Origin of the sequence: Kocuria flava (assembly GCF_001482365.1) — a bacterium.
GTDB lineage: Bacteria > Actinomycetota > Actinomycetes > Actinomycetales > Micrococcaceae > Kocuria > Kocuria flava.
The window spans coordinates 3,269,475-3,293,982 of record NZ_CP013254.1; the positions used below are offsets into that span (position 1 = coordinate 3,269,475).

General features: G+C 74.1%; 18 protein-coding genes. 8 read left to right on the plus strand and 10 right to left on the minus strand.

Translation table 11 applies throughout. From position 1 onward, the window contains the following. The first annotated feature begins 13 nt into the window (after positions 1-13). Complete coding sequence (locus tag AS188_RS14625) at positions 14-649, plus strand: potassium channel family protein (protein WP_058859978.1); 636 nt, start codon at positions 14-16, stop codon at positions 647-649. Between the two features lie 66 nt (positions 650-715). Here the strand turns inward: AS188_RS14625 and proC are convergent, their stop codons facing one another. The 10 genes from proC to AS188_RS14675 all read right to left on the minus strand — a co-directional run bounded on the left by proC (position 716) and on the right by AS188_RS14675 (position 12,399). After that, the gene (proC, locus tag AS188_RS14630; RefSeq protein WP_058859458.1) at positions 716-1,552 is read right to left on the minus strand and encodes a pyrroline-5-carboxylate reductase; all 837 of its coding nucleotides are present in this window, start codon (positions 1,550-1,552) and stop codon (positions 716-718) included. Beyond that, positions 1,549-2,379: a sugar phosphate isomerase/epimerase family protein gene (locus tag AS188_RS14635; protein ID WP_058859979.1), complete on the minus strand. Its 831-nt coding sequence runs from the start codon at positions 2,377-2,379 to the stop codon at positions 1,549-1,551. Before AS188_RS14635 ends, proC begins: the two co-directional genes overlap by 4 nt. A 116-nt stretch (positions 2,380-2,495) precedes the next feature. Further along, the gene (locus AS188_RS14640; protein WP_058859459.1) at positions 2,496-3,473 is read right to left on the minus strand and encodes a Ppx/GppA phosphatase family protein; all 978 of its coding nucleotides are present in this window, start codon (positions 3,471-3,473) and stop codon (positions 2,496-2,498) included. Positions 3,474-3,523: 50 nt separating this feature from the next. After that, entirely contained in the window at positions 3,524-6,316 is a 2,793-nt protein-coding gene (gene topA / locus AS188_RS14645) for a type I DNA topoisomerase (protein ID WP_058859460.1), read from the minus strand. A gap of 186 nt (positions 6,317-6,502) precedes the next feature. After that, on the minus strand, positions 6,503-6,940 hold the full coding sequence (locus AS188_RS14650) for a pyridoxamine 5'-phosphate oxidase family protein (RefSeq protein WP_058859461.1): 438 nt from the start codon (positions 6,938-6,940) through the stop codon (positions 6,503-6,505). A gap of 63 nt (positions 6,941-7,003) precedes the next feature. Continuing rightward, positions 7,004-8,632, minus strand: a complete 1,629-nt coding sequence (locus AS188_RS14655) for a DUF7059 domain-containing protein (RefSeq protein WP_236944999.1) — start codon at positions 8,630-8,632, stop codon at positions 7,004-7,006. A gap of 2 nt (positions 8,633-8,634) precedes the next feature. Further along, positions 8,635-9,087 (minus strand): pyridoxamine 5'-phosphate oxidase family protein, encoded by a 453-nt coding sequence (locus AS188_RS14660; RefSeq protein WP_230781260.1) that lies wholly within the window; start codon positions 9,085-9,087, stop codon positions 8,635-8,637. A 194-nt stretch (positions 9,088-9,281) separates the two neighbouring features. Beyond that, entirely contained in the window at positions 9,282-10,478 is a 1,197-nt protein-coding gene (gene galK / locus AS188_RS14665; RefSeq protein WP_058859463.1) for a galactokinase, read from the minus strand. Beyond that, positions 10,475-11,617: a galactose-1-phosphate uridylyltransferase gene (galT, locus tag AS188_RS14670; protein WP_058859464.1), complete on the minus strand. Its 1,143-nt coding sequence runs from the start codon at positions 11,615-11,617 to the stop codon at positions 10,475-10,477. Before galT ends, galK begins: the two co-directional genes overlap by 4 nt. Further along, a complete protein-coding gene (locus AS188_RS14675) occupies positions 11,614-12,399 on the minus strand; it encodes a DeoR/GlpR family DNA-binding transcription regulator (RefSeq protein WP_186815327.1) in 786 nt (261 codons plus the stop codon). The genes galT and AS188_RS14675 overlap by 4 nt, the downstream gene beginning before the upstream one ends. Before the next feature lie 196 nt (positions 12,400-12,595). On the opposite strand from AS188_RS14675, the gene AS188_RS14680 reads away from it, so the two are divergent. The 7 genes from AS188_RS14680 (at position 12,596) to AS188_RS14710 (ending at position 24,457) form a co-directional block, all read left to right on the plus strand. Beyond that, a complete protein-coding gene (locus AS188_RS14680; protein ID WP_236945000.1) occupies positions 12,596-14,839 on the plus strand; it encodes an alpha-galactosidase in 2,244 nt (747 codons plus the stop codon). A 9-nt stretch (positions 14,840-14,848) separates the two neighbouring features. Then, positions 14,849-15,790: a carbohydrate ABC transporter permease gene (locus tag AS188_RS14685; protein WP_058859465.1), complete on the plus strand. Its 942-nt coding sequence runs from the start codon at positions 14,849-14,851 to the stop codon at positions 15,788-15,790. 15 nt (positions 15,791-15,805) lie between these two features. Beyond that, positions 15,806-16,801: a carbohydrate ABC transporter permease gene (locus tag AS188_RS14690; RefSeq protein ID WP_083529486.1), complete on the plus strand. Its 996-nt coding sequence runs from the start codon at positions 15,806-15,808 to the stop codon at positions 16,799-16,801. Positions 16,802-16,810: 9 nt separating this feature from the next. Continuing rightward, on the plus strand, positions 16,811-18,223 hold the full coding sequence (locus tag AS188_RS14695) for an ABC transporter substrate-binding protein (RefSeq protein ID WP_083529487.1): 1,413 nt from the start codon (positions 16,811-16,813) through the stop codon (positions 18,221-18,223). A 98-nt stretch (positions 18,224-18,321) separates the two neighbouring features. Next, positions 18,322-19,458: an ABC transporter ATP-binding protein gene (locus tag AS188_RS14700; RefSeq protein ID WP_058859466.1), complete on the plus strand. Its 1,137-nt coding sequence runs from the start codon at positions 18,322-18,324 to the stop codon at positions 19,456-19,458. A 59-nt stretch (positions 19,459-19,517) separates the two neighbouring features. Then, positions 19,518-22,577 carry a glycoside hydrolase family 2 TIM barrel-domain containing protein gene (locus AS188_RS14705; protein WP_058859467.1) on the plus strand — a complete coding sequence of 1,020 codons (3,060 nt, stop codon included), beginning with the start codon at positions 19,518-19,520 and terminating at the stop codon, positions 22,575-22,577. Between the two features lie 101 nt (positions 22,578-22,678). Next, positions 22,679-24,457, plus strand: a complete 1,779-nt coding sequence (locus AS188_RS14710; protein WP_058859468.1) for a glycoside hydrolase family 13 protein — start codon at positions 22,679-22,681, stop codon at positions 24,455-24,457. Positions 24,458-24,508: the final 51 nt, after the last annotated feature.

Sequence of the window (24,508 nt, forward strand, 5' to 3'; positions counted from 1 at the left end):
CAACGTCCCGGTCATGGTGATCGGGCTCGGCCGCTTCGGCACCGCCACGGCCCTGCAGCTGGCCCGGCAGGGCCGCGAGGTGCTCGGCGTGGAGCGCGATGCGCAGCTCGTGCAGAAGCTCTCCGGCCAGCTCACCCACGTGGTCGAGGCCGAGGCCACCGACATTGACGCCCTGCGCCAGCTGGGGGCCGCCGAGTTCAGCGCCGCCGTGGTGGGGGTGGGCACCTCCATCGAGTCGAGCGTGCTGATCACCGCGAACCTGGTGGACCTGGGGGTGAGCCGGATCTGGGCGAAGGCGATCACCCCGGCCCACGGCAAGATCCTCTCCCGGATCGGCGCCCACCACGTGATCTTCCCGGAGGCCGACGCCGGGCGGCGCACCGCGCACCTGGTCTCGGGGCGGCTGCTGGACTACATCGAGTTCGACGACGACTTCGCGATCGTCAAGATGCACCCGCCGCGGGAGGTGCAGGGCTTCACCCTCGGGGAGTCCCACGTGCGCTCGAAGTACGGGGTGACGATCGTGGGCGTGAAGTCCCCGGGCGAGGACTTCACCTACGCCCGCCCGGAGACGAAGGTCACCTCGCGGGACCTGCTGATCGTCTCGGGCCACACGGACCTGCTGGAGCGCTTCGCGGCCCGGCCCTGAGGTCCCTGCGGGGGTCGGTGCGGACACCGTGCCGGCGCAGGGCCGCCCGCGTCCGGGTCCCGGCGCTCACCCGCCGCTGAGCTCCCGGGTCAGCTCCGCGGAGCGCTCGGCCGAGGCCCGGGCGGCCCGGGCGACGAGCTCCTCGAAGCCGTTGTCCTGGAAGGTGCGGATCGCGCGGTCGGTGGTGCCCTTGGGGCTGGTGACGGCCCGGCGCAGCGCGGCGGGGTCGGCCTCGGCCGGGCGCAGCAGCTCCCCGGCCCCGGAGACGGTCTCGCGGGCGAGCACGCGGGCGGTCTCCGCCGGCAGGCCCATCCGCTCCCCCGCCTGCTGGAGCGCCTCGGCGAGCAGGAACACGTAGGCGGGCCCGGAGCCGGAGACGCCCGTGACGGCGTCGACCTGCTCCTCGGGGACCTCGACGACGGTCCCGACGGCCTCGAGCACCCGGCGCACCGCGGCCGTCTGCTCGGGGGTGGTGGCGGAGCCGGGGGTCACGGAGACGACCCCGCGCCGCACGCTCGAAGGCGTGTTGGGCATGGTCCGCACGACCGGCTGCCCCTCGGGCAGGGCCCGCTCGAGGGCGCCCACGGAGATGCCGGCGGCGACCGAGGCCACGACCGTGCCGGGGCGCACCGCGGGGGCGATCTCGCGGGCGAGCTCGACGATGCCGACGGGCTTGACGCCCAGCAGCACGACGTCGGCCTCGGCGGCGGCGCGGCGGTTGGCCTCGGGGTCCTCCCCGGTGACGTAGGCGCGCACCCCGGTCTCCTCCTGGAGCCGGCGGGCGCTCCCGGCGGAGCGGACGGTGGCGCGGACCTGCTCGACGGGCACGCCGGAGGCCAGCACCCCCCGCAGGATCGAGCCGTTCATGGAGCCGCAGCCGAGGAAGGCGAGCACGGGGGTCATGGGGTCCTCTCGGGATCGGGGATCGGGTCCTGGGCGCCGGTGCCCGGGCGGGGGTCCTCCGGCGCGGTGGTGTGGCGGCGGGCGAACTCGAGGGACTCGGCCAGCCAGGCCGTGCGCTCCTCGGGGGTCTTCGCCCGGCGGGTGGAGACCTCCACGCCGATGACGCCCTGCCACCGAGTGGCGGCGAGGTGGTGGAGGGACTCGGCGACCGGCTGCACGCCGTGGCCGGGCAGCAGGTGCTCGTCGGCGGTGGTCTCCCCCGAGCCGTCGGTCAGGTGCACGTGCCCCAGCCGGGGGCCGAGCTCCCTGATCGCGGCCAGGGAGTCCATGCGGGCGGTCGCGGCGTGGGAGAAGTCCCACGTCACCCAGTCGTAGTCCTGGCCCAGCGGGCTGTAGTGGGGTGCGTAGACCACCGTGTCGCGGCCGCGGACCCGCCAGGGGTACATGTTCTCGACGGAGATCTTCACCCCGGTGGCCCGGGAGACCACGCGCACGCCCTCCACGAAGTTCGCGGCGTACTTGCGCTGCCACCGGAACGGCGGGTGGACGACCACGACCTCGGCGCCCACCTGCTCGGTGAGGGCCGCGGCCATCTGGATCTTCGTCCACGACTTGCCCCAGACCTGCTGGGTCAGCAGCAGGGTCGGGGCGTGGATCGTGGAGATCGGGAGCTGGTGGCGCTGCACGAGGTCCTGCAGCTGGTGGGTCAGCTGGCTCATCCGCTCGTGGGTGACGAGCACCTCGATGCTGTCGTAGCCCAGCTCCACGGCCGCCTCGAAGGTCTCGGGCACCCCGAGCGGGTACAGCGAGCTCGTGGACAGCGCCACGTGCGCCCGGTAGGGCCCCGCGGCGTCCGCCGGGGCCGAGGGCCCGGCGGACGGGTCCGGGGCCGCGGCCCCGTCCGGGGCGGTCTCCCCGGGCCGCCCGGGGTCGCGGGGGGCGCTCACGCGGCACCGACCAGCTGCTTGGGGTCCACGGTGCGGGTCTCGGCCCCGGTGCTGAGCCGGTCGAGGCGGCGCAGGATCAGCCCCTCGCGCAGGGCCCAGGGGCAGATGTAGAGCTTCTCCACCCCCCAGGCGTCCATCGCGGCCTCGGCGACGACCGAGCCGGCGAGGATCTGGCGGGCCCGGGCGGGCGAGACCCCCGGCAGCTGCGCGCGCTCGGAGACCGTCATCGCCTCCATCCGCCGGCTCCACAGCCGCAGGTCCTCGACGTGCAGGGTGCGCGGGACGTGCAGGCCCATCGCGTACGGGGCCGCCCCGCAGATCCGGGCCAGGGAGCGGAAGGCCTTGGAGGTCCCGACCACGAAGTCCGGCGTCCCGGCGGCGCGCACCCGCTCGACGGCGGGGCCCAGCGTGGTGCGCACGTGCTTGCGCATCGCCTTGACCTCCTTCGGGGTGGCGACGTCCCCGGCCACGAAGGCACGGGTGAGCCGCCCGGCGCCCAGCGGCACGGAGGTCGCGGCCGTGGGCAGGGCGTTGGGCCCGAGGGCCATCTCGAAGGACCCGCCGCCGATGTCGAGGTCGAGGACCGTGCCGGCGCCCCAGCCGAACCAGCGGCGCACGGCGAAGAAGGTGATCGCCGCCTCCTGGTCGCCCGCGAGCTCGGTGAGGGTGACCCCGGAGCGGGACTGGACGTGGTCGAGGACCGCCGCGCCGTTGCCGGCCTCGCGGATCGCGGAGGTCGCGAAGGCCAGCAGGTCCTCGGCGCCGTGCTCGACGGCGAAGTCCCGGGCCTCCACCACGAACGCCGTCAGGGCGTCCCGCCCGGCGTCGGTGATCCGGCCCTGCTCGTCCTGGTGCTGGACGAGCTGCAGCGGCATCTTGTGGGAGGCGTAGGGCTCCGGGCGCGAGCCCGGGTAGACGTCGAGCAGGAGGAGGTGGACCGTGTTCGATCCGACGTCGAGGACTCCGAGCCGCATGCTGTGGTGCTCCTTCGCGTTGCGCCGTCCGGCCCGCGGCCGAACGGTCCTCACTTCCCGGCGCGGGTCGGCTTCCGGGCCGGGGACTTCTTCGCGGTGGAGGACGTGGCCTTCGCCGCCGAGCGCGCCGCCGTCTTCTTGGGCGCCGGACCCTTGGCCCGCTTCTCCGCGAGCAGCTGGCTGGCGCGGGCGGCGGTGATCTGCTCGACCGTCTCCCCGCGCGGGACCGTCACGTTGGTCTCCCCGTCGGTGACGTAGGGGCCGAAGCGGCCGTCCTTGATCACCATGGGCCGCTCCGTGATGGGGTCGGCCCCGAGGTCGGCCAGCGGCGGCTTGGCCGCGCCGCGGCCGCGCTGCTTGGGCTGGGCGTAGATCGCCAGGGCCTCCTCGAGCGTGACCGTGAACAGCTGCTCCTCGGACTGCAGCGACCGGGAGTCCGAGCCCTTCTTGAGGTAGGGGCCGAAGCGGCCGTTCTGGACGGTGATCTCCTCGCCGTCCGGGGCGGTGCCCAGCGAGCGCGGCAGGGAGAGGATCTTCAGGGCGTCCTCGAGGGTGACGTCCTGGAGGGTCATCGAGGAGAGCAGGGAGCCCGTGCGCGGCTTCTGCTTGGCCGGCTTCTTCGGGGGCTTGGGCTTGCCGTTCTTGTAGTACTCGACGGGCTGGGCGGCGAGCTCCTCGGCGGTCGGCTCGGGGATCACCTCGGTGACGTAGGGGCCGTAGCGGCCGTCCTTGGCCACGATCGTGCGCCCGGTGCCCGGATCGGTGCCGAGCTCCCGGCCGTCGGCCTTGCCCACCTCGATGAGCTCCCGCGCCTTCTCGGGGGTGAGCTCGTCGGGGGCGAGGTCCTCGGGGACGTTGGCGCGCACCGGGTCGGTGAGCTCGCCGGTCTCCGGGTCCACGGACCCGGCCTGCTCGAGGTAGGGGCCGAACTTGCCCACGCGCAGGGTGATGTCCTCGGTGACGGGGATCGAGTTCACCGCGCGGGCGTCGATCTCCCCGAGGTCGTCGACGATGGGCTTGAGGCCGTGGTCCTGCTCGCCGGCGCCGAAGTAGAAGCCCTGCAGCCAGCCGGTGGAGTCCTCCTCGCCGCGGGCGATGCGGTCCAGGCCCTCCTCCATCTCCGCGGTGAAGTCGTAGTCCACGTAGTCGGAGAAGTGCTCCTCGAGCAGGCGCACCACGGAGAACGCGGTCCAGGACGGGATCAGCGCGGACCCGCGCACCCGCACGTAGCCGCGGTCCATGATCGTGGAGATCACGGCGGCGTAGGTGGAGGGGCGGCCGATGCCCAGCTCGTCGAGGGTCTTCACGAGCGAGGCCTCGGTGTAGCGCGGCGGCGGGGAGGTCCGGTGGCCGTCCGCGGCGACGCCGTCGGCCTCGAGCCGGTCGCCCTCCGCCATGCGCGGCAGCCGCTTGTCCCCGTCCTTGCTCTCGGCCGGCTCCTCGTCGCGGCCCTCCTCGTAGGCGGCGAGGAAGCCGCGGAAGGTGATGACGGTGCCGGACGCGGAGAACTCGGCGTCGTGCCCGGTGGACGAGGTCGCCCCGAGCCGCACGGTGGCCGTGGAGCCCTTGGCGTCGGCCATCTGGGAGGCGACGGTGCGCTTCCAGATCAGCTCGTAGAGCCGGTAGGCGTCCGCGGAGAGCTCCCCGCGGACCTGGTTCGGCGTCCGGAAGGAGTCCCCGGCGGGGCGCACGGCCTCGTGGGCCTCCTGGGCGTTCTTCGACTTCGAGCTGTACACGCGCGGGGAGCCAGGCACGGAGTCGGAGCCGTAGAGCTCCGCGGCCTGCCGCCGGGCGGCCGAGACCGCCTGGTCGGACAGCGCCACGGAGTCGGTGCGCATGTAGGTGATGTAGCCGTTCTCGTAGAGCTTCTGGGCCACCTGCATGGTGGTGCGCGAGGTGAACCGCAGCTTGCGGGCGGCCTCCTGCTGCAGCGTGGACGTGGTGAACGGCGCGGCCGGGCGGCGGGTGTAGGGCTTGGTCTCCAGCGACCGGACCGCGAACTCGGCGTCCTCGAGCCCGGCGGCCAGCTCCCGGGCGGCCGTCTCGTCCAGGTGCACGAGCTTGCCGGTGGCGCCCTTGAGCACGCCGTCGTCGCCGAAGTCCCGGCCCCCGGCCACCCGCTTGCCGTCCACGGTGGACAGCCGGGCGGCGAAGGCGGCGCCTGCGTCCTCGCCGTCGGTGCGGGCGAAGGTCCCGCTGAGGTCCCAGTAGTCGGCGGGCACGAAGGCCATGCGCTGGCGCTCGCGCTCCACGACCAGGCGCGTGGCCACGGACTGGACGCGGCCCGCGGACAGGCCGGAGGCGATCTTGCGCCACAGCACCGGGGAGATCTCGTAGCCGTAGAGCCGGTCCAGGATGCGGCGGGTCTCCTGCGCGTCGACCAGGTCCTGGTCCAGCTCGCGCAGCTCGCCGAAGGCGCGCTCGATGGCCTCGCGGGTGATCTCCGGGAAGGTCAGCCGGTAGACGGGGACCTTCGGCTTGAGCACCTCGAGCAGGTGCCACGCGATGGCCTCGCCCTCGCGGTCGCCGTCGGTGGCGAGGTAGAGGGCGTCGGCGTCCTTGAGCTTGCGCTTGAGCTCGGTGACCTTCTTCTTCTTGTCCGGGTTGACCACGTAGTAGGGCTCGAAGCCGTGCTCGACGTCCACGGCGAACTTGCCGTAGGGGCCCTTCTTCAGCTCGGCGGGCAGCTCGGAGGGCTGGGGCAGGTCCCGGATGTGCCCCATCGAGGACTCCACCTCGTAGGCGTCACCGAGGTACCCCGCGATGGTCTTGACCTTGGAGGGGGACTCCACGATGAGCAGGCTCTTGCCCGTTCCCGAGCTCTTGGGGGCCTTGGTTGGCACGGTACTCCTTGATGCGGTCCGCTGGCGGCCGCGGCGCTGCTGGACGTCGGTCCGGCGGGCCGGGCGCCCGCCGCTGCGCTCCACCATAACGCGTCGCCGCGGCGGGGCACCGCCCTCGTGCACCGCCGCGGCGGCCCCGGCCCCTGCCCGCCGCGGCGGCGGGGACCCGGGCCGGGGGCCGCACGGTCACACCGGGTAGCGCTCGGGCTCCTCCCCGATCGTGAACTCGCGGCCGGTGGCGGACTCGACGTCGATGACCACGAAGTTGTACTTCAGCGTGGGGGCCCACGGCTTCAGCGGCAGCTCCTCGGCGGCCTCGATCTCGGCGCGGGTCTCGAGCCGGCGGGCCCTGCCGTGGACGACCACCGAGCGCACGACGCTCTCCGGGCTGACCTCGTCGATCTCGAAGGCCACCTGGTCGTTGACCACGAGGCTCGAGAGCTTCGAGCCCTGGGCGGTGCGGAAGTAGAGCTTGTTCTGGTGGGCCACGTAGTTGACGGGGAAGATGTCGACGAGGCCCGCCGCTTCGGTCGCGAGCCGGCCGTAGGGGTGCTTCTCGAGCAGCTCCCACACGGCGGCCTTGTCGAGGGTCCTGACGGGGTGGACGGTTCCATCGGTGCTCATGGTCCCATTCTCCCACCTGCCGGCCCTGCGGCGCGCGCGCTCATCCGCCCACACGGGCCGCGCTCAGCCGGCGGTCCCGTCCTGCGCCGGGACCAGGAAGCCGTCGCGCACGAGGGCGCGGACCTCCTCCGTGAGCCGCTGCGCCTCGTCGCCGGTCCAGCCCAGCAGGCCCGCGAGCGCGGCGAGGACCTGCGCGGTGCTCAGCTCGCCGTCGCAGGCGCCCACGAGGCCGGCGGCCTCGCTCGTGAGCACGACCGTGCGGCGCAGCCCGGCCCCCTGCCGCAGGAGGATCACCCCGGGGTGCTCGGCGCCGGGGCGCTGGTGGCGCTCCTCGGTGACGTCCTCGGGGACCACGAGGTGCGCGCCGGTCCAGTCCCCGGCGCGGTCCTCGAGCCAGTCGGCGCGCCGCTCGGCGGCGGCGAGCACGGGGGCCAGGGGCTGCTGGACGGGGTGCGGGAGGTGCTCGAAGCGGCGCCGGCCCTCCCCCGCGGGACGCTCCGGCCCGGGGCGGCGCAGCCGGACCATGCCGAAGCCGACGGCCTCGACCCCGCGTGCGGCGAAGTCGTCGAGGTAGTCGCGGTAGGCCCGCTCGTAGCCCTCCGGGTCGCGGGACTCGGCGGCGTCGCGCAGCCAGGTCTCGGCGTACTCCTCGGGGGAGACGAGCTCGCGCTGGATCACCCACGCGTCCGTGCCCGGGGCCACCCAGGCCGCGGGCCGCTCGGCCCACCGGTCGGCGGCGGGCGTGCCGTCCCCGGAGCGGGGCACCTCCCAGTTGCCCAGCAGGTGGGCGGTGGCCCCGGGGGCCATCACCTGCGGCAGCGCGCCCACGAGGTCGGCGACGAGGCGGTCCCCGGGCAGGCCGCCGTCGCGGTAGGTCCAGCGCTGCTCCGCGGTCTCGCCGGGCCGGCGAGGGGTGATGACGAACGGGGGGTTGGAGACGACCAGGTCGAAGCGCTCCCCGGCCACGGGCTCGAGCAGCGAGCCCCGGCACAGGTCCACCCGGTCCTCGAGCCGCTCCGGGTCCAGGTCCAGGGCCGCGGCGTTGAGCACGAGGTTGAAGCGGGTGAAGCCCAGGGCCCGGTCGGAGACGTCCGTGGCGGTGACGTGGCGGGCGTGGGCGAGCAGGTGGAAGGTCTGGATGCCGCAGCCGGTGCCGAGGTCCAGGGCGCGGTCCACGGCCCGCCGGTCGGTGGTCTGGGCGAGGGTCAGGGAGGCCTGGCCGATGCCGAGCACGTGATCGCGGCGCAGCACGCCGGGGCGCTGGGAGGCGCCGAGGTCGCTGGCGACCCACAGCTCCGTGCCGTCGTCGGCGGCGTGCGGGCGCAGGTCCACGAGGGCGCGCAGCCCGCCGGGCACGGTCTCGGCCAGCCCCAGCCCCACGAGCTCGGCCGGGCCCAGCGGGGCCAGGGCCTGCGCCAGGGCGGCGGCGGGCGCGGTGCGCCCGAGGAGGAAGAGGACGACGACGGCGGCCAGGCCGCGCCCCGGCGCCGCCTCGTCGGCGAGCACGGGCTCGAGCACGCGCAGCGCGGGCACGGCCTGGTCGCGCTCGAGGGCGGACGTGGCGCCGGGGCCGAGCAGCCGGGCCACCCCGTCGTGGGTGAAGCCGCTGCGCCGCAGGGCGGCGGCCAGCCGGGCGAGCAGGGCGGCGTCGTCGGAGGCGGGGACGCCGGGGACGCGGGCGAAGGCCGGCACGGTCAGTGGCCGAGGCGGAAGAGCCGGCCGGTGACCTTCGTGGGCACGACCTCGACGTACTCGAGCTTCACGGTGTCCAGCCACGGCCGCAGCGGCAGCTCGTCCACGCGGCGGGTCTCCTCCGGGTCGGTGAGCAGCCGGGCGGTGCCGCGCACGATCACCGACCACGCCTCCCCGCCCTGGGCGTGGTCGACCTGCACGGCCACGCGGTCGTGCAGCAGCAGGTGGAGCAGCTTGGTGCCGGGGGCGGTGCGGAAGTAGATCCGCCCGTCGTCGGCCACGAGGTTGATCGGGGTGATCTCGATCTCGTCCCCGTCCATCGTGGCGATCCGCCCGAAGCGCGCGCTCGCGAGGTGGTCCCAGCACTGCTCCTGGGTCAGCTCCGTGACGGGCGGGCGTCCGGCCCGCTGCGCCTTCTCGGGGTTGTGCCCGGAGATGTTCATGGGGTTGCTCATGGCGTCATTCTGGCACGGGGGGCCCGGGCGGGCCCGGGTGCGCGGGGTTTCGTGACCGCCGCCCGCGCGGCGGCGCACCGCGCCCCCGGCGCACCCCGGTCCCGCCCGGCGCGACCGGCCGGGCGCTCCCCTCCCCGACCGGCCGGCCCGCTGACCGGGCGCGCCCCGTCCGCCCCGTGCCGGTGCGCACCCGGTCAGCGCACCCGGCCGGCGCCGTCCCCGGGGACCACGGTGAACGCGGCCGGGCGGCGCAGGCCGGCCGCGGCGAAGGCGCGCTCCACCGCGGCGGCGACCGCCCCGGCCCGCTCCGCCGGGACCAGGGCGATCGCCGAGCCGCCGAAGCCGCCGCCGGTCATCCGCGCCCCCAGGGCCCCGGCCGCCAGGGCGGTGTCCACGGCGAGGTCGAGCTCGGGGCAGGAGACCTCGTAGTCGTCGCGCAGGGAGGCGTGGGAGGCGGTGAGCAGCTCGCCCACGGACCGCACGTCCCCGGCGCGCAGCCGGGCGACCGCCGCGAGCACGCGGCGGTTCTCGGTGCGCACGTGGCGCACCCGCCGGGCGGTCTCCGGGTCGAGGACCCCCAGGTCGGCGTCGTCGGGGACCTCCCGCAGGGAGCCCGCCCCGAGGGCGGCGGCCCCGCGCTCGCAGGCGGCGCGGCGGGCGGCGTAGCCGCCGTCGGCGTGGGAGTGGGCGACCTTCGTGTCGACCACGACCACGGCCAGGCCCTGCTCGGCCAGGGGCAGGGGCACGGACTCGGCGGCGAGGTCGCTGCAGTCGAGGAACAGTGCGGCCCCGGCCCGGCCCAGCAGGGAGGCGGACTGGTCCATGATGCCCGTGGGCGCGCCCACGAACTCGTTCTCGGCCCGCTGGGTCAGCCGGGCCATGGCGGGCCGGTCCAGGCCCAGGCCCAGCAGCTCGTCCAGGGCCACGACCGTGGCGACCTCGACCGCGTGGGACGAGGACAGGCCCGCGCCGACCGGCACGGTCGAGTCGAGCAGCAGCTCGAAGCCGGGGACCTCGACGCCGCCGGAACCCGCGAGCACGTGCACGACCCCGGCCGGGTACGCCCCCCAGCCCGGCACGGCGCCGGGGGCCAGGCCGCCGGCGCGGAAGCGGACCCGGGAGAGCTCCTCCCCCGCGGGGGCCCAGGTGGAGGCCAGGTCGACGACGTCGCCCTCCGGGCCGCCGCCGCGGCGCAGCCGGACGGCCACGAGGGCCGAGCGGTCGATCGCGAAGGGCAGCACGAGCCCGTCGTTGTAGTCGGTGTGCTCCCCGATGAGGTTCACCCGGCCCGGGGCCCGCCACACGCCGTCCGGGGCGTGCCCGAAGACCTCGGCGAAGCGGGCCGCGAGCGCCCCGGCCCGGTCGTGCTCCCGCTGGTCCTGCGCGCTCATCGTGCGGCCTCCCTCAGGCGTGCGGCGGTCTGCTCGGCGGGCACGTCGTTGACGAACGCGCCCATGGCGGCCTCGGAGCCGGCCAGGAACTTCAGCTTGTCCTCCGACCGGCGGGGACTGGTCAGCTGCAGGTGCAGCCAGCCCGCCTCCCGGTCGGCGGCCGTGACCGGGGTCTGGTGCCAGGCGGCGATGTAGGGGGTGGGGGTGGTGTAGAGCCGGTCCACCCGCTGCACCAGATCGCGGTGGAGCACCGCCAGCTCGTCCCGCTCGGCCCCGGTGAGCCCCGCCAGGTCCGGGACCTGGCGGTGCGGGACCAGGTGGACCTCCAGGGGCCAGCGCGCGGCGTAGGGGACGTAGGCGGAGAAGTGCTCGCCCGCCAGCACCATGCGGTCCCCGGCGGCGGTCTCGTCGGCGAGGACCTCGCCCATCAGGGCCCGTCCCGTCTCCTGCAGGTGCGCTCTCGAGCGGGCCGCGAGCCGGGCGGCGTGCGGGGCCGGGTAGGGGTAGGCGTAGATCTGCCCGTGCGGGTGGTGCAGCGTCACCCCGATCTGCTCCCCGCGGTTCTCGAAGGGGAACACGTGGCGGATCCCCGCCATCGCGGACAGGGCCTCGGTGCGCTGGGCCCAGGCCTCCACCACGGTGCGGGCCCGCTCGAGGGGCAGAGAGGCGAAGGAGCCGCGGTGCTCGGGGGTGAACACCACCACCTCGCAGCGCCCGTACGCGGGGGACGGTGCGCCCCACAGCCTCCGCTCCGCCGCCGGTCCGGGTGCCGGGAGCTCCCCGAGCTCGGGGCCCAGGGAGGGGAAGCGGTTCTCGAAGACGACGACGTCGAAGTCCTCGGCGGGGATCTCGGACTCCCGGCCGCCCGCGGACGGGCACAGCGGGCACTGGTCGGCCGGGGGCAGGTAGGTGCGGGTCTGGCGGTGGGCGGCCACGGCCACCCACTCCCCCGTGAGGCGGTCGAAGCGCACCTCCCCGTGCCCCGAGCGGGGATCGAGGGGGCGCGGATCGCTCACCCGCTCGACCGGCGCGGCACCGCGGTCGGAGAAGAACACGGCCTCCCGCCCGTCGGCCAGGTGGTGGGTGCGGTGCGCGGGCACGGGCGTGGTCACGCGTTCGGCGGGGGCGGGAGGGGTCATCGGACGGGCTCCAGTCGCAGATCGGAGATGCATTGGCTCAAGGCGTCGCGGGCCGTGCCGTCGAGCCCGTCATCGGTCACGACGGTGTCGATCTCGTCCAGTCCGGCGATGCGGTAGAGGCCGGCCAGGCCCCACTTGGTGGAGTCGGCCAGCACCACGCTGCGGTCGCAACGCTCCAGGAAGAGGCGGTTGACCTCGGCCTCCATCATGTTCGGGGTGGTCAGCCCGTCCCGTTCGCTGATCCCGTGCACGCCCAGGAAGCACAGGTCCACGTGCAGGGTGCGCAGGGCGGCGGTGGCCAGCGGGCCCACCAGGGCGTCGGAGGGCGTGCGCACCCCGCCGAGGAGCACCACGGTCTGCCCCGGGGCGGGGGCGTCCTGGAGCACGTCGGCGATGCGCGGGGAGTTGGTGACGACGGTGATCCCCGGGACCCCGCGCAGGGCCCGGGCCAGCGCGAACGTCGTGGTCCCCGAGTTCAGCGACACCGACATCCCCGGCTCCACCATGGCTTCTGCGGCGGCGGCGATCGCCGCCTTCTCCGGCAGCTGCAGCTCCGACTTGTGCGCGAACCCCGGCTCGGCCGACGAGGAGCCGGGAGGAAGTCTGGCTCCACCGTGCACCTTCTGCAGCTCCCCGTCCCGGGCCAGCCGGTCCAGGTCCCGCCGCACGGTCATGTCCGAGACCTGCAGCTCCTGGGCCAGGTCGGCCACCCGCACCGCGCCGGCCGCCCGGACACGGTCGAGGATCTCGCGGCGCCGGCGGTCGGGCATCATCTCGGACATTCGGCTCTCCTGACTCGATGACAGGCCTCTGCGGCCACTGGGGAGTGACTGGGACCACAATACGAACATGTCGGTGTTATTTTCAACAGGGTTGATGTTCTCTTCTGTCGCTTCTAGTATGACATGCAACACATCGACCGCCGAGCCGGATCGAGTGCCCGGATCGCCCCCTCCCGATGACCGCCTAGGAGCCGACGTGACTGCTGTGACCCTCGAGCCGACGATCGTCCTCGACCCGACCGGACCGTGCCGCGTGCACCTGAGCGCCGGAGGCGTGTCGTTGCTGGTCGACCTCTCCGAGTCCCTGCTGCCCTCGGTGGTGCACTGGGGTGCGGCGCTGCCCGGTCTCGACGCAGCCGAGGCCGCCGTGCTGGTGGAGGCAGCGGTGGCCCACCGCACGGCCAACGGGCAGGACCTCCCGATGCGTCCCGACGTGCTGGGCAGTCAGCACACCGGATGGAGCGGGCGGCCGGGACTCGCCGGGGACCGGGACGGCACCGCGTGGACCCCGTTCCTGCGGGTGACGCAGGCCCGCCTGGAGGCGCTGGACGCCCAGGAGGTCCGCACCGACGGCGCCCTGGTGAGCGCCGGCGCGGCCCGCCTGCACGCGGCGGCGGAGGACACCGGCGCGGGTCTGCGCGTGGCGATCGAGCTGGAGCTCACGTCCTCGGGCCTGCTGCGGGCCCGCGCCACGCTGACGAACACCGCCGCCGGGTCCTACCGGGTGCAGGAGCTGGGCCTGATCCTCCCGCTGCCCACCCATGCCCGGGAGATCCTGGACTTCGCCGGGCACTGGGGCAAGGAACGGACCCCGCAACGCCGGGAGCTCACCGTGGGCACGCACCTGCGGGAGGGCCGCAAGGGACGCACCGGCGCCGACGCCGCCCACGTCCTGTCCGTGGGCGCACCGGGCTTCGGCTTCGCCGCCGGCGAGGTCTGGGGCCTGCACACCGGTTTCTCCGGCAACCACCGCACCTGGGCGGAGCGGCTCTACGACGGCCAGCAGGTCGTGGGCGGCTCCGAGCTGCTGCTGCCGGGCGAGGTCTCGCTCGGGCAGGGCGAGAGCTACTCCACCCCGTGGCTGTACGGCGCCTACGGGCGAGGACTCGACGAGCAGGCCGGCCGGTTCCACGACTGGCTGCGGGCCCGTCCCCAGCACCCGGCACGCCCCCGCCCGGTGACGCTGAACGTGTGGGAGGCCGTCTACTTCGACCACCGCCTGGAGAAGCTGATCGCCCTGGCCGACGAGGCGGCCGCCGCCGGCGTGGAGCGCTACGTCCTCGACGACGGGTGGTTCGGCGCCCGCCGCGACGACACCGCCGGCCTGGGCGACTGGGTGGTCTCCCCCGAGGTGTGGCCGGAGGGCCTGTCCCCGCTGATCGACCACGTCAACGACCTCGGCATGGAGTTCGGGCTGTGGTTCGAGCCCGAGATGGTCAACCCCGACTCCGACGTGGCCCGCGCCCACCCCGAGTGGATCATGGGCCCGGGCGGCCGCCTGCCGATCGAGTCCCGCCGCCAGCAGGTGCTCAACCTGGGCATCCCGGAGGCCTACGCGCACGTGCGCGACCAGATGGTGGCGCTGCTGGAGCAGCACCCGATCGCCTACATCAAGTGGGACCACAACCGCGACCTGCTCGAGGCCGGCTCCCACCCCGACGGCCGCCCCGGGGTGCACGCCCAGACCCTGGCCACCTACCGGCTGATGGCCGAGCTCAAGGAGCGGTTCCCGGACCTGGAGATCGAGTCCTGCTCCTCCGGCGGGGCCCGCGTGGACCTCGGAGTCCTGGAGCACACCGACCGGGTGTGGACCTCCGACGACATCGACCCCTTCGAGCGCCAGCAGATGCACCGCTGGACCCAGCAGCTGATCACTCCCGAGCTGATGGGCTCCCACATCGCCTCCGGCGCCTCGCACACCACCGGGCGGATGCACACCCTGCACTTCCGCGCCGGCACCGCCGTGTGGGGCCACCTGGGCATCGAGTGGGACCTCACCGAAGCCACCGAGCAGGAGACGGCCGAGCTCGCCGAGTGGGTGACCTTCCACAAGGACCACCGCCGGCTGCTCCACACGGGCCGCCTGGTCCGCCTGGACGCCTTCGACCCGGCCCTGCAGATCCACGGCGTGGTCAGCACCGACCGCTCCGAGGCCCTCTTCGCCGTCGTCGGCGCCGCCCTGCCCGACGTCGAGCCGGTGGGCCGGTTCCGCCTGCGCGGCCTGGACCCGAAACGCCGCTACCGGGTGCGCGACGTGACCCCCGGGGCCGCCCCGCACGGATTCCGCCGCCCGCCGTGGTGGCCCGGGGACGAGGGCGTGGTCCTGTCCGGCCGGGCCCTGCAGACCGTGGGCGTCCACGCGCCGTGGCTGGCCCCGGACACGCTGCGCATCCTGCGGCTCGAAGCCCAGGACACCACCCAGCTCGCGCCCCAGGATTGAGGTCATCCCATGTCGACCAGCACCCTCCCCCACGGGCGGGAGACGTCCACCGGCTCCGGACCCGCCCGGCGACCGCGTCGCACCGGCCGGCAGGACACCCGGACCGCGATGCTGTTCATCGCCCCGGCGGCCCTGGGCTTCCTCGTCTTCCTCGCCTGGCCCACCCTGCGCGGGATCTGGCTGAGCTTCACCAGCTTCAACCTGCTCACCCCCTCCGAGTTCGTCGGCCTGGCCAACTACCGGCGCCTGGTGCAGGACCCCATCTTCTGGGACTCCCTGCTGGTCACGGTCCAGTACGTCCTGCTCAACATCGGCATCCAGACAGCCCTGGCCCTGCTCATCGCGCTGATGATGCACCACCTGACCCAGTCGACCTTCCTGCGCGGGGTCGTGCTGGCCCCGTACCTGGTCTCCAACGTGGTCGCCGCGATCGTGTGGCTGTGGATCCTCGACACCCAGTTCGGGGTGGCCAACCAGGTCATCTCCTGGATCGGGCTGGACCGGATCGGCTTCCTCTCCGACGAGACCTGGGCCGTCCCCACGATCGCGCTCATCAACGTCTGGCGGCACATGGGCTACACCGCGCTGCTGATCTTCGCCGGCCTGCAGACGCTGCCGCAGTCCGTCTACGAGGCCGCGCGCATCGACGGGGCGAGCGAGGTCCGCACCTTCTTCACCATCACCCTGCCCCTGCTGCGCCCGATCCTGGCGCTGGTGCTGATCATGACCGTGATCGGGTCCTTCCAGGTCTTCGACACCGTCGCCGTGACCACCGCCGGCGGTCCGGCCAACGCCACCAACGTCCTCCAGCTCTACATCTACGACATGGCCTTCGGGCGCTTCCAGTTCGGCTACGCCTCGGCGATGTCCGTCGCCCTGCTCGTGGTCCTGGCCGTCATCACCTTCCTCCAGTTCCGCCTGACCCGCGCCGGGTCCACGGACCTGGCCTGAGCCCGAGGAGCTCCGATGAACCCGACACCCGCTCCCGCCCAGCCCGGAAGCGCCGCCCCCAGCCCCGCCGGTGCCGCAGCCCCGGTGGCCGCGGACCCGCGGGACACCGGCCCCGCCCGCCCGGGCGCCTCCCGCCGGCGGATCACCCCCGGCAGGATCCTCGCCTGGGCCTTCCTGCTCGCCGTCGTGCTGGTGACGCTGTTCCCGTTCTACTGGATGCTGCGCACCGCGCTGTCCACCAACCCCGGGCTGCAGGCCGAGCCCACCTCCTGGCTTCCCCCGGAGTTCACCTGGGGCGCCTTCGAGCGGGTCCTCGGGATGCAGTCCACCGAGGACGCCCTGGCCGAAGGAGGCTCCGGCACGGCCCTGAACTTCTGGCGCTACCTGCTCAACTCCGTGGTGGTGGCCACGCTCATCACCGCCGGCCAGCTGCTGTTCTCGGCCATGGCCGCCTACGCCTTCTCCCGGCTGACGTGGCCCGGCCGGGACAAGGTGTTCGCGCTGTTCCTGGCCGGGCTGATGGTGCCCACCATCTTCACCCTGCTGCCCAACTTCGTGCTCATCAAGGAGCTCGGACTCGTGGACACCATGCTCGGCATCGCCCTGCCGACGATGTTCATGACCCCGTTCGCGGTCTTCTTCCTGCGCCAGTTCTTCATGAACGTCCCGGCCGAGATCGAGGAGGCCGCCCTGCTGGACGGGGTCTCCAAGGTCGGCGTGTTCTTCCGGGTGATCCTGCCGATGTCGGCGGCCCCGATGGCCACCCTGGGCATCCTCACCTACATGACGGCGTGGAACGACTACTTCTGGCCGCTGATGGTCTCCTACACGGACGCCTCGCGGGTTCTCACGGTCGCCCTGGGCGTCTTCCGGGCCCAGTCGCCGCAGACCGGCACCGACTGGGCCGGCCTGATGGCCGCCACCCTCATCGCCGCGCTGCCGATGATGCTGCTCTTCGCAGTCTTCGCCAAGCGCGTCGTCAACTCCATCGGCTTCAGCGGCATCAAGTAGGAGCGCACCATGACACCCACCCCCGCACGAGACCGCCGCCACCGGCCCACCACCGGTGCCCGGGCACGCCTGGCCCTGGCCGCCTCCACCGTCCCGCTGCTGGTCCTCACCGGCTGCGCGAGCGACGCCGGCGCCGAAGCCGCGGCCACCGGGGTCGTCGACTACTGGATGTGGGACACCAACCAGCTGCCCGCCTACCAGAAGTGCGCCGAGATGTTCGAGGCCGAGCACCCCGACCAGGACGTGCGGATCACCCAGATCGGGTGGGGCGACTACTGGACCAAGCTCACCGCCGGGTTCATCGCCGGAACCGGCCCGGACGTGTTCACCAACCACGTCTCCAAGTACCCCCAGTTCGCCGAGCTCGAGGTCCTCGCACCCCTGGAGGAGCACCCCGCCACCGCGGCGCTGGAGCCCGCGGACTACCAGGACGGCCTGGTGGATCTGTGGACCGGCCCGGACGGGCACCAGTACGGCGTGCCCAAGGACTGGGACACCGTCGCGGTGCTCTACAACGAGGAGCTGGTGGCCGAGGCCGGCCTCTCACCCGAGGACCTCGAGGGCTGGCGCTGGAACCCCGAGGACGGCGGCAGCTTCGAAGACCTCGTCGCCCACCTGACCATCGACGAGAACGGCGTGCGCGGCGACGAACCCGGTTTCGACAAGGACCACGTCGCCGTCTACGGCCTCGGCATCTCCGAGGCCGGCGGGAGCACCGCCGGGCAGGGACAGTGGTCGGCCTTCGCCGCCTCCAACGGCTGGCGGGTCACCGACGAGCCGCTGTGGGGTGACCACTACAACGTCGACGACCCCGCCCTGCACGAGACCCTCGACTGGTACTTCGGGCTCACCGACAAGGGCTACATGCCCGCCTACGGACAGTTCAACGCCGCCGAGGGCGTCAACGCCCAGCTGGCCTCGGGATCAGCGGCCATGGTCCTGGACGGGGCCTGGATGATCAGCACCTACGCCGCCATGGACGACATCTCCGTGGGCACCGCCCGCACCCCGGTGGGTCCCGACGGCACCTCGACGTCCATGATGAACGGCCTGGCCGACTCCATCGTCAAGGACACCGACAACCCCGAGGGCGCAGCCCAGTGGGCGGCCTTCCTGGGCTCCGCGCAGTGCCAGCAGGAGGTCGCCCGCGCCGGCGTGGTCTTCCCCGCCCGCCAGGACGCCACCCCCATCGCCGCCGACGCCTACCGGCAGATGGGCATCGACCCCGAACCGTTCATCGCCCCGGTCGAGGAGGGCAGTACCGTCTACTTCCCCGTCACCAAGTTCGGCGCGGACGTCTCGGCCCTGATGACCCCGGCCCTGGAGGACATCTACGCCAACCGGGTACCGGCCTCGACCCTCACCGGGATCAACGACGCCATCAACGTCCTCTTCGAGACCGACGAGACCGAGGGCTCCTGACCCCGCACCGGACCCGGGGCACGTCCCGGGCCCCGGCACCCTCCCCGGTGCCGGCCCACCGCCACCACCTGCAGCCAGCCCGAGAGGAAACACCCACCATGTCCGCCGTGCGCTACGCCAACGTCACCTGCCAGTACCCCGGGGCCGAGCGCCCCTCGGTCACCGAGCTGAACCTCGAGGTCGCCGACGGGGAGTTCCTCGTGCTCGTCGGCCCGTCCGGGTGCGGGAAGTCCACCACCCTGCGGATGCTGGCCGGGCTGGAGGAGGTCACCGACGGGCAGATCTTCATCGGCGACCGCGACGTCACCGACGTCCCCTCCCGGGACCGCGACATCGCCATGGTCTTCCAGAACTACGCCCTCTACCCCCACATGAGCGTGGCCGAGAACATGGGCTTCGCCCTGAAGATCGCCAAGGTCCCCGCGGCCGAGCGCCGGGCGAGGGTGGAGGAGGCGGCCAAGATCCTGGACCTGACCGACTACCTCGACCGCAAGCCCAAGGCCCTCTCCGGCGGGCAGCGCCAGCGGGTGGCCATGGGCCGGGCCATCGTGCGCTCCCCCCAGGTGTTCCTGATGGACGAGCCGCTGTCCAACCTCGACGCGAAGCTGCGGGTGCAGACCCGCACCCAGATCGCCTCCCTGACCCGCCGGCTGGGAGTGACCACCGTCTACGTCACCCACGACCAGGTCGAGGCGATGACCATGGGCGACCGGGTCGCGGTCCTCAAGGACGGGGTGCTCATGCAGGTCGACACCCCCCGGGCGCTCTACGACCGCCCGGCCACGGAGTTCGTGGCCGGGTTCATCGGCTCCCCGGCGATGAACCTCTTCCGCGTGCCCGTCACCGAGGCCGGGGCCCAGCTGGGCACGGTGCGGGTCCCGCTGAGCCCCGCCCAGCGCTCCGCCCTGCGGGGGCCCCAGGTCACGGTCGGGATCCGCCCCGAGGACCTCGCCCCGGCCGGCGAGGGCACCGGGCTGCCGATCGTGGCCGACGTCGTCGAGGAGCTCGGCGCCGACGCCTTCGTCTACGGCCACCTCGCCCCGGTCACCGCGGCGAACACCGTGGTGCCCGTCGACGCCACCACAGGCGCCGCCGACGACCCGACCACCCACGAGTTCGTCGTGCGCGTGGAGGGCCGCACCCCGCCGCAGGCCGGGTCCACGGTCTGGGTGGCCCCCGATCTGGAGCACGTCCACCTCTTCGACACCACCTCCGGGACCCGCCTCCCCGACTGACCTGCAGGGCGCCGCCGCCCGCACGAGCCCACCCGACCCGACCCGGAGCACCCAGGCCCATGCACCCCAGCACCACCGCCCTCCACGCCGACCCCTGGTGGTTCACGCATCCCGACGGATCCCGCGGGTCGCTCCCCCCGCGGGCGCACCTCGATTCCGACCGGCCGGAGCTCTCCCTGGCCGGGGAGTGGGACTTCCGCTGGTTCCCCTCGGCGGCCGACGCCGTCGCGGACTGTCCCGACCCGACGGCGCCGGAGGCCGGCTGGCCGCACACGCTCCCCGTGCCCGGGCACTGGGTGCTCGAGCACCTCGACGGCGACCGCCGCTTCGGCACCCCCTGGTACACCAACGTCGTCTACCCCTTCCCCGTGGACCCGCCGCACGTGCCGGACGCCAACCCGACCGCCGACCACCGGACCACCTTCGACCTGGGCGAGCTCACGGACGACCGGGCCGGCCCGGGACTGCGCGCCGTGCTGCTGCGCTTCGAAGGGGTCGAGTCCGCCTTCCGGGTGTGGGTGAACGGGCGGTGGGCCGGGCAGGCGATGGGCTCCCGGCTCACCCACGAGTTCGACATCACCGGCCTCGTCCACGCAGGGGAGAACACCGTGGTGGTGCGGGTCCACCAGTTCAGCGCCGGCTCCTACCTCGAGGACCAGGATCAGTGGTGGCTGCCCGGGATCTTCCGCGACGTCCGGGTGATCGGCGAGCCGCACGGCGGGGTCGACGACGTCCACCTCACCGCCGACCGCGACCCCGCCACCGGCGGAGGAGTCCTCACCTGCCGCATCACGGCCCCGGCCGCGGCGTTCCCCGTCCGGGTGGACCTGCCCGCGCTCGGCTTCTCCGCCGTCGTGGACGGCCCGGAGACGGTCGAACTGCGCGTCGGGACGGTGCGCGCCTGGACCGCCGAGGACCCGCACCTCTACGACGTGCACCTGCACGCCCGGGGGCAGACGGTGACCCACCGCGCCGGGTTCCGCCGCGTGGCGATCTCCGCCGAGGGCGTTCTGCGGATCGACGGCGCCCCGGTGCGCTTCCGCGGCGTCAACCGGCACGAGTTCCACCCGCACCGAGGCCGCGCCGTGGACGCCGGCTCCACCCGCGACGGGTACCGCCGCATGCAGGAGCACCACATCAACGCGGTCCGCACCAGCCACTACCCCCCGGCCCACCACGCCCTCGACCTCGCCGACGAGATGGGGCTGTGGGTCATGCTCGAGGGCGACCTCGAGACCCACGGCTTCGTCCACCAGGGATGGGCGGGCAACCCCTCCGACGACCCCGCGTGGCGGGACGTCTACCTCGACCGCACCGCCCGGATGTGGCACCGGGACAAGAACCACGCCAGCGTCGTGGTGCTGTCCCTGGGCAACGAGTCCGGCACCGGGGCGAACCTGGCCGCGGCCGCCGAGTGGCTGCGCCGGCACGACGACCGCCCGGTGCACTACGAGGGCGACCACGACGCCGCCTACACCGACGTCCACTCCCGGATGTACCCCACTCCGCGCGAGACCCGCAGCATCGCCGCCGGTGAGCCGGTGCCCTCCACGGACGCCGCCGGTGCCGCGCGCATCGCCCGGATGCCGTTCGTGCTGTGCGAGTACGCGCACGCCATGGGCACCGGCCCCGGCGGACTGGCCGAGTACGAGGAGATCTTCCGGGCCCACCCCCGGTCCTGCGGCGGCTTCGTGTGGGAGTGGAAGGACCACGGGATCGCTTCCGCGGCACCGGACGGAACCCTCTTCACCGCCTACGGCGGCGACTTCGGCGAACCCGTCCACGACGGCACCTTCGTGCTGGACGGGCTGTGCACCGCCGACGGGACGCCGAAACCGGGTCTGCCCGAGTACGCGTCCGTGGTCGACCCGCTGCGCCTGGACGTGACACCGGGCACCGCCGTGGTGGGCAACGGCCACGACCACACCGTGCTCACCGGTCTCCGGCTGCGGTGGGCCGTGCGCACGTCCGCGGGGGAGGCGGTGCACACCGGCGGCGCCGTTCTCGACGACCTCCCCCCGCGCACGGAGCACCGGGTGCCGCTGCCCGGCGCTCCCGGGCCGGGGCAGCACCTGCTCGTGACGGTGGCGGCCCACGGACCCGCCGGGGCCCGGCGCACGCGCGACGTCCACCTCGACGGGCCGCCCGAGGACCTGCGCGGGCCGGCCGGCCCGCCGTCGTCCCCTCCCCCCGGCATCGGCGGTCCGGTGCTCGCCGTCCTCCGGGCCCCCACGGACAACGACGCCGGGTTCTACGAACCGACGCACGAGCTGTGGCGGGAGCCCCCGGCGGCGGGTGCGCCCGGGGCGGCCGACCGGTACCGCTGGACCGGCACGGATCCCCGCGACGCCACGGACCGTCCGGGCGTCGTCGTGCCCACGTCCCGTCGCTGGTCCGACCACGGCCTGCACCTCCTCGTGCCCCGCACGACCGCCCCCGCTCCCGGGGCCCCGCCGGGAGCGGTCCGCACGGTGTGGGCCGTCCCCGGCGCCGACGCCCGGCAGGTCCGGTTCGTCCTCACCCACCGGTGGAGCCGGACCGGCACGCCGGGCATTCGACGGCTGGACCTGGCCTGGGAGCTGCCCGCACTGCCCGTCCCGCTCGCGCGCATCGGCTGCGTCCTGACCGTTCCCGTGGACGCCGCCGGGGAGGTCTGCTTCGACGGCGACGGCCCGCACCCCTCCTACCCCGACGCCTGCGCCGCGGCCCGCCCCGGCCGGCACCGGCTCCCGGCGACAGCGCTGGCCCCGCCCGGCGCCCACCCCCAGGCCTCGGGCAACCGGTCCCGTGCGCACCGGATCGAGATCCCGCTGGCCGACGGGACCCGCCTGCGGCTGCGGACCCTGCACGTCGAGCTGGACGGGACGGCCGCACCGCGCGGGCTCCAGTGGACGCTGAGCCCGTACTCGGACGCGGAGCTCGCCGCCGCGGCCCATCCCCACGAGCTGCCGGACACCGCGGGACGCGACTGGCACCTGCACCTGGACGCCGGCCACCACGGGCTCGGCAGCCGCTCCTGCGGCGTCGACGTCGCGCCCGCGGCGCGGCTGCGCGCCAGCACGGCCGGGCTGTCCCTGCTGCTCGACCGGACGGGCGCGGACGGGACCGTCCTGCTGTGAGCCCGCGCGGGGGCGGCTGGGGCAGGATGGGGACGGAGCCCCCGCACCGGCCGGCGCGGGCCGGGTGGTCGGGCCCCGTCCGGCACGAGAGGAGCAGCCCCATGAGCAGCACGGACCAGCACCCGCGGGCGGACGCCCGCACGGCCCCCGCCTGGTGGACGGACGCGGTCGTCTACCAGATCTACCCCCGCTCCTTCGCCGACTCGGACGGCGACGGGATCGGCGACCTCGGCGGCGTCACCGCCCACCTGGACCACCTGCAGGAGCTGGGGGTGGACGTCCTCTGGCTCTCCCCCGTCTACCGGTCCCCCCAGGACGACAACGGCTACGACATCAGCGACTACCAGGACATCGACCCCGCCTTCGGCACCCTCGAGCAGTTCGACGAGCTGCTCGCGGCCGTCCACGCCCGCGGCATGAAGCTGGTGATGGACCTGGTGGTCAACCACACCTCCGACGAGCACCCCTGGTTCGTGGAGGCCCGTTCCTCCCCCGACTCCCCGAAGCGGGACTGGTACTGGTGGCGGCCCCCGCGCCGGGGCATGGCGGCCGGCGCACCCGGGGCGGAGCCGACGAACTGGGTCAGCTTCTTCTCCGGCCCCGCCTGGGAGCTCGATCCGGCCTCCGGCGAGTACTACCTGCACCTGTTCTCCCGCAAGCAGCCGGACCTCAACTGGGAGAACCCCGCGGTGCGGGCGGCCGTGCACGCCATGATGCGCTGGTGGCTGGACCGCGGGGTGGACGGCTTCCGCATGGACGTGATCAACATGATCAGCAAGGCCATCGACGACGACGGGGCCCTGCACGACGGGCCGCCGGTGGCCGGCACCCCGTACGGCGACGGGTCCGGGTCCTACCTCTGCGGCCCCCGCATCCACGAGTTCCTCCAGGAGATGCACCGGGAGGTCTTCGCCGGGCGGGACGCCGAGCTGATCACGGTGGGCGAGATGCCCGGGGTCACCGTCGAGCAGGCCCGGCTGTTCACCGACCCGGCCCGGGCGGAGGTGGACATGGTCTTCCAGTTCGAGCACGTCGGCCTCGACCACGGCCCCGGCGGGAAGTTCGACCCGCGCCCGCTGCGCCTGACGGACCTGAAGGCCTCCCTGGGCCGGTGGCAGGAGGGGCTGGAGGACGTGGGCTGGAACTCCCTGTACTGGAACAACCACGACCAGCCCCGCGCGGTCTCCCGCTTCGGCGACGACTCCCCCGAGCACCGGGTCGCCTCGGCCACGTGCCTGGCCACGCTGCTGCACCTGCACCGCGGCACGCCCTACGTGTACCAGGGCGAGGAGCTGGGCATGGCCAACGCCCCCTTCGGGTCGATCGAGGACTTCCGCGACATCGAGTCGGTCAACCACTTCCGCCACGCCGTGGCCGCCGGCGCCGACCCCGGCACGGTGCTGGACGGGCTGCGCCGGGCCGGCCGGGACAACGCCCGCACCCCGGTCCAGTGGACCGGCGGCGAGCACGCCGGGTTCACCACGGGCACCCCCTGGATCGGGGTCAACCCGGACCACGTCACGGTCAACGCCGAGGCCCAGCGCGCCGATCCCTCCTCGGTGCTGCACCACTACCGGCGCCTGATCGCGCTGCGCCACACCGAGCCCGTCGTCGCCCTGGGCGACTTCACGATGCTCGTGCCCGGCCACGAGCAGGTCTACGCCTTCACCCGCCGCCTCGGCGACGTGGAGCTGCTGGTCCTGTGCAACGTCTCCGGGCAGGAGGTCCGTCTCGACCTGCCCGGCGCCGACGGCTGGGCCGGCACCGAGATGGTGCTCGGCAACCGCGCCGGCGTCGTCGCCCCCGGCGACGAGGGGCGGCTGCAGTCGTGGGAGGCCCGCGTGCACCGGCGGGTCCTGGGCGGCCCGGACGGATGCTGAGCCGCCACCGCGGCCCCGCCCCGGGAGGGGCCGCGGTGGCACAATGATCCG

Coding starts and splice junctions, on each gene's coding strand:
- AS188_RS14625 (WP_058859978.1), top strand. CDS start 14: ATGGTGATCGGGCTCGGCCGCTTCGGCACCGCCACGGCCCTGCAGCTG.
- proC (WP_058859458.1), bottom strand. CDS start 1,552: ATGACCCCCGTGCTCGCCTTCCTCGGCTGCGGCTCCATGAACGGCTCG.
- AS188_RS14640 (WP_058859459.1), bottom strand. CDS start 3,473: ATGCGGCTCGGAGTCCTCGACGTCGGATCGAACACGGTCCACCTCCTC.
- AS188_RS14650 (WP_058859461.1), bottom strand. CDS start 6,940: ATGAGCACCGATGGAACCGTCCACCCCGTCAGGACCCTCGACAAGGCC.
- AS188_RS14660 (WP_230781260.1), bottom strand. CDS start 9,087: ATGAGCAACCCCATGAACATCTCCGGGCACAACCCCGAGAAGGCGCAG.
- galK (WP_058859463.1), bottom strand. CDS start 10,478: ATGAGCGCGCAGGACCAGCGGGAGCACGACCGGGCCGGGGCGCTCGCG.
- galT (WP_058859464.1), bottom strand. CDS start 11,617: ATGACCCCTCCCGCCCCCGCCGAACGCGTGACCACGCCCGTGCCCGCG.
- AS188_RS14675 (WP_186815327.1), bottom strand. CDS start 12,399: ATGTCCGAGATGATGCCCGACCGCCGGCGCCGCGAGATCCTCGACCGT.
- AS188_RS14685 (WP_058859465.1), top strand. CDS start 14,849: ATGTCGACCAGCACCCTCCCCCACGGGCGGGAGACGTCCACCGGCTCC.
- AS188_RS14690 (WP_083529486.1), top strand. CDS start 15,806: ATGAACCCGACACCCGCTCCCGCCCAGCCCGGAAGCGCCGCCCCCAGC.
- AS188_RS14695 (WP_083529487.1), top strand. CDS start 16,811: ATGACACCCACCCCCGCACGAGACCGCCGCCACCGGCCCACCACCGGT.
- AS188_RS14700 (WP_058859466.1), top strand. CDS start 18,322: ATGTCCGCCGTGCGCTACGCCAACGTCACCTGCCAGTACCCCGGGGCC.
- AS188_RS14705 (WP_058859467.1), top strand. CDS start 19,518: ATGCACCCCAGCACCACCGCCCTCCACGCCGACCCCTGGTGGTTCACG.
- AS188_RS14710 (WP_058859468.1), top strand. CDS start 22,679: ATGAGCAGCACGGACCAGCACCCGCGGGCGGACGCCCGCACGGCCCCC.